The organism is Pseudomonas sp. MWU347 (assembly GCF_017947305.1).
Taxonomy (GTDB): domain Bacteria; phylum Pseudomonadota; class Gammaproteobacteria; order Pseudomonadales; family Pseudomonadaceae; genus Aquipseudomonas; species Aquipseudomonas putida_A.
In genome coordinates, this window is sequence record NZ_JAFGZB010000027.1 from 1 (window position 1) to 1,374 (window position 1,374).

The following is a 1,374-nucleotide window of genomic DNA, read 5'->3' on the forward strand; positions in this document are numbered from 1 at the left end:
GGGAGTGTCATAAATTTTGTGTTCGGGCATAACATGTCGCAGAGGTGCATGTATGCCGACCAAAAAGAAACCGGCCCGAGAGGCCCAGCGTGACCTTCCTTCCATTCCCCAAGAGCTGATCGACCAGTTCGTCAGCGGCCCGATGAGTGCCGACGCTATTCAGGATGCCGCGATGGCGTTTAAGAAAGCGCTGATCGAGCGAGCCCTTGGCGCCGAGATGGGGCACCACCTTGGTTATCCTCAGGGCGCGGAGCGCCCTGAGGATTCGAGTAATCAGCGTAATGGCAGAAGCAGCAAGACCGTGCTGACCGAAGACGGCCCGTTGCGTCTGGATATTCCCAGAGACCGCGACGGCAGTTTCGCCCCGATCCTGATCCCCAAGCACGAGCGCCGTTTCACGGGTTTCGACGACAAAATCATCGCCATGTATGCCCGTGGCATGAGCGTTCGCGAGATTCGTGCTTTCCTCTCGGAACAGTACGGCACAGATGTCTCTCATGACTTCATCAGCTCCGTCACCGATGCGGTTCTGGAGGAAGTCAGTACCTGGCAGCAACGCCCGCTTGAGCCCATGTATCCGGTCATTTTCTTCGATGCTCTGCGGGTCAAGATCCGTGACGAAGGCGTGGTTCGCAATAAGGCCATCTACTTGGCTCTGGGCGTGCTGCCGGATGGGACCCGAGATATTTTGGGGATCTGGATCGAGAACACTGAAGGTGCCAAGTTCTGGATGAAGGTCTTCAATGACCTCAAAACCCGGGGCGTCGAAGACGTGCTGATCGCGGTAACTGACGGGCTCAAAGGTATGCCGGAGGCTTTGAGTGCGGTGTTTCCAGAGACAACGCTGCAGACATGCATCGTCCATTTGATCCGCAACAGCCTTGATTACGCGGCGTGGGACAAGCGCCGTGAACTGGCCAAGGCCCTTAAGCCGATTTATCAAGCTCTCAATGCCGATGTCGCCGAACAGGCTCTGGACGCCTTCGAAGCGGGGCCGTGGGGCAAGCAGTATCCGACGATAGCGGCGGCTTGGAGACGCGCCTGGGAGCGGGTTATCCCATTTTTCGTGTTCCCACCCGCGATACGCAAAGTGATCTACACCACCAACGCGATCGAAAGCATCAATTCGCAGTTACGCAAGATCATCAAGACAAGAGGCCACTTTCCAACCGATGAGGCGGCGACAAAACTGATCTGGCTGGCGCTGAAAAACATCACCGCCAACTGGGGCAGCGCCGCCCATGACTGGAAAAGCGCCATGAATCAGTTTGCGGTTTTATATGGAGACCGATTCATCAGGCCGAACTGGTGAAATGAAGGCCTGCCTGACGGCAGGCCATTACCGGCCCGCACACAAAAAATCTGACACTCTCG

At 56.6% G+C, this 1,374-nt stretch carries 1 protein-coding gene; it reads left to right on the top strand.

Going from position 1 to position 1,374, the window contains the following annotated elements:
• The first annotated feature begins 52 nt into the window (after positions 1-52).
• Complete coding sequence (locus KCG87_RS27290; protein WP_098964685.1) at positions 53-1,312, top strand: IS256 family transposase; 1,260 nt, start codon at positions 53-55, stop codon at positions 1,310-1,312.
• Positions 1,313-1,374: the final 62 nt, after the last annotated feature.